The organism is Mesorhizobium sp. M2C.T.Ca.TU.002.02.1.1 (assembly GCF_003997225.1).
Window position 1 is genome coordinate 1 of record NZ_RZTO01000626.1, and the last position, 3,760, is coordinate 3,760.

Genomic DNA, 3,760 nt, shown 5'->3' on the forward strand with positions numbered 1-3,760 from the left:
GAACAGGGTGAGGATCAAAAGCGCCTGCCACTGCGCGGCCTGGGTGAAGGGCAGCAGCGTCCAACCGGCGACGCAGGCCATGACCCAGAAGATTGGGGTGACCGAGCGGCGCAGATTGTCGACCATCTTCCAGCGCGACAGCGCCGGCACGCCGGATCGCGGGTCGAAGATATAGCCGAGCAGCTGCCAGTCGCCACGCGCCCAGCGGTGGTGGCGCGAGGCGTCGACCGAGTAGCGGGTCGGATAGTCCTCGACCAGCTCGACGTCGGTGACCAAAGCGGCGCGCGCCAGCGCGCCCTCGAGCAGGTCGTGGCTGAGGATGGTGTTTTCGTCGATGCGGTTCTTCAGCGCCGCCTCGAAGGCGTCGACATGGTAAAGGCCCTTGCCGGTGAAGGACCCGTCGCCGAAGACGTCCTGATAGATGTCGGAGACGGCGAACACATAAGGGTCGAGACCGCGATTGGCCGAGAAGACGCGCTGGAAGAAGGAGGCGTCGTCGCCGCTGGTCAGCGAAGCGGTGATGCGCGGCTGCAGGATGGTGTATCCGGCGGTGACGACACGCTTCACCGGATCGAAATGCGGGCGGTTGAGCGGATGGGCGAGCTTGCCGACAAGGCTCGAAACCGCGTCGCGCGTGGTGCGCGTGTCGGCGTCGAGCGTCATCACATAGACGACCTTTTCCGGCAGCGGCACGTCGAGCGGCAGGAAGGTGGTGTCGCTGTCGCCGCGCAAGAGAAGGTTCAACTCATGCAGCTTGCCGCGCTTGCGCTCCCAGCCCATCCAGCAGCCCTGCGCCTGGTTGTAGAGCCGGCGCCGGTGCAGGAGGTAGAAGCGCGGCGAGCCTTCCGACGGATAGCGCGCGTTGAGCCTGGCGATCTCGTCGCGGGCATATTGCAGGATCTCGATGTCGGCGGCGTCGATCTCGGTCTTGGAGTCCGGCCAGTCGGACAACAGCGCGAAATGGATCTCCTGCGCCGTGTTGGCGAGGTGATGCACCTCGATGTTGCGGATGTTTTCCTCGACATCGTCGCGCGAGCCGATCAGCGAGGGCACCACGACCAGCGTGCGCGCCCCGGCCGGAATGCCGTGCTTGTTGTAGTCGTAGCCGACAAGCCTGGTCGGCTTGAGGAACAGCGCCACCACGGTGTTGAAGAAGGCCAGCGCGCCCTCGCTTGCCGGCACGGCGAACAGCGCCAGCATCAGCGTGATCGATTCCACCGACAGGCCGAGATTGGCGAGCGCCCTGCCCGAGAGCACCAGCAGCAGCACCGTCAGCAGGAAGACCGGCACGACGATGCCCAGCCAGCCGGCGCTGGCAAAGCCGCGCTTGAAGGTCACATAGAAGGGCGGGCGGTAGCCGATCGCTTTTTCCAGTTCCTGCCGGCGCGGCCCGACTAGGAAGAAGCCGACATCGGTATGCACGGCGGGGTCCGCCGTCTCCGGCACGCCGGACGCATCGGTGAGCCCGGGCGTATGACCGGCAAGCTCGATCGCCTTTTCGGCGACGCGGTATTCGGAGAGATCCGAGCGGCGCGCCAGCTGCTCGATCGCGGTGCGGTACTGGTCGCGCGAGAAGAAATCGAGGTCGGCGAAATCGGTCTTTTCGCGCAGCAGCGTGTCGATGCGGCTGACGCCTTCGAACCAGACCGTCCAGTCGACGTCGTTGATGAGGCGCAGGCCGCGAATGATGTTGCCGGTGGTGACGTTGCCCGAAGACAGCGTCTGATGCTCGGAGATGATGATCTCTTCGGCGTCGGAGCCGCTCTTCTCGAGCTCGCCCTCCAACCATTCCAGCGCGCGGCCGGCATTCTGCGACCCGTCGCGCAGGCGGTAAAGCAGCTGGGTGGCGAAAGTGGTGTCCTGCGCATGCGCGCTGTAGCTGGACAGGATCCTGGTGCGGTCGGCATTGTCGTCGGTCGCAAGCACCCGGTCGGCGACCTCGTTGGCGATATGGCGCATCTGCCTGGTGCGCTCGACGCGCACGGCGATGCGGCGCAGGTTCTCGATCAGCACGAAGCGCAGCAGCGACGGTAGCGCCCAGAGCTCGCCGATCTTCATCGGCTCGACCGACTGGAAGCCCTCGACGATCGCCTTGAACATGTTGGCCGAGACGGAGCTGTCGGAATGCTCGACATAGCTCCAGGCAACGACGAAGGCGCGTGGCAGCACCGTGCCGTTGCCGAGCGTGAGCGTCGGCAATTGCCGGTAGAAGCGGCGCGGCAGGTCGCGCTTGACCTGGAAGATGGTCTCCTCGACCAGGTAATTGTTGTCGAGCAGCCATTGCGCGGCAGGCGTGATGGTTTCGCCCTTGGCCTGCGCGGCATTGGTCGAGCGATAGACTTCGAGAATCTTCTTGGCGTTGTCGCGGATGCGGGCCTGGAACTCGAACGGGGCAAGGCCGAACAATTCCTTGACCTCGCCCTTGGCGAGCGCGACGCCCAAGGCGCGCAGCCGGTCCTCAGGCAGGAAATTGGAGCGTATCGGCGCTTCCGTCACCGTCGGGAAGCCGGCGCTTGTCTGTTCGATTTTGTTCGGATTCGTCTGAATGTTCATTGAAAATTCCGTAAGCGGGGGCGCAATGCGGCGTCACCGCCACGGCAATGGCCCTAAAACCGGTTCAATTGCAATTGGTTGCATGATTGATCGGCCGAAAGTTTGTTTTGCGCACCACAATGGGGGCGTGCCCTTTCGACAGCTCGTGGGCGAACGCCCCTCGCTCTCCGCCCCCGGTTGGATCAGGGCAAGGATTCAGGCTTTTTCGTGATACATGCAAGGGGCCGAGCGATAATTCGCCTGAGCCGCGATCATGTTTGGCAACAGCCGTTAACGGTTGGCGGCGAGGCGGTGGAGCCCGATCACGAAAAGCAGGCCCTGCCCCTTTGGCTGAAGCCGCAATTCCGGGCTGTCCCGGTCGACGATCAGCATATCGAGTGGTTCCAAGCTCGGCGCATCGTCCGTGAAGAGGCTGGCGCCGGCGCCAACGGCAAGAACGAGCGTGGTGTCGGCGCGCGGCGCGAGGCGAATCTCGGCGGAGAAAGGCCGGCGCTCGACCTCATGGGCCATGCGGCCACGGCGGGTCATGACGTTGAGATCGGTGATCGGACCGCCGATCAGCGCAGCACTGGTCGGCACGTCGCCCGGAAAGGCGAGCGGCACTGAGGCCGCGGTCAGCCGCGTCGGGGGCAGGCCGGCGACGTCGAGGACAATCCCCTCGCCTTCCAGCACCGACAGCGTGCGGTCGATGCCGGCGAAGCTGGAGAACGGCCCGCTGGTTTCGACGCGGGCCATGGAGATGCGCCAGTCGAAATCGTCGAGCCCGGCTCCTTCGGGCGAAACGGCGATCTCGGTGGTCGTACCGCCGCCATTCTTCCACGGCATGACGCGGTAATCGGCGGCACGGAGGATGCGCATGGCTTAGAGCCGAACGATTTCAAGTCGATTCGACTTGAAATCATCCGGCTCTGTCTTCTTGGTATGGAGCATGATGTTGTCAGAAAACCGTTTCACACTTTTCGGCATCATGCTCTAGCCCAGTATGCCCGGCAGGTTGAGCTGGTGCTCCTTGGCGCACTCGATGGCGATGTCGTAGCCGGCGTCGGCATGACGCATGACGCCGGTCGCCGGGTCGTTCCACAGCACGCGCTCCAGGCGCTTGGCCGCCTCAGCCGTGCCGTCGGCGACGATCACCATGCCGGCATGCTGGGAGAAGCCCATGCCGACGCCGCCGCCATGGTGCAGCGACACCCAGGTGGCGCCGGAG

At 64.7% G+C, this 3,760-nt stretch carries 1 protein-coding gene and 2 pseudogenes; all 3 read right to left on the reverse strand.

The window, feature by feature from the left end:
* Positions 1-2,553: pseudogene (locus EOD07_RS26335) on the reverse strand (protein ndvB); the annotation flags it as partial.
* Between the two features lie 270 nt (positions 2,554-2,823).
* Positions 2,824-3,411, reverse strand: a complete 588-nt coding sequence (locus EOD07_RS26340) for a HutD family protein (protein ID WP_127237494.1) — start codon at positions 3,409-3,411, stop codon at positions 2,824-2,826.
* A 114-nt stretch (positions 3,412-3,525) separates the two neighbouring features.
* Positions 3,526-3,760 (reverse strand): annotated as a pseudogene (locus tag EOD07_RS26345) (urocanate hydratase); the annotation flags it as partial.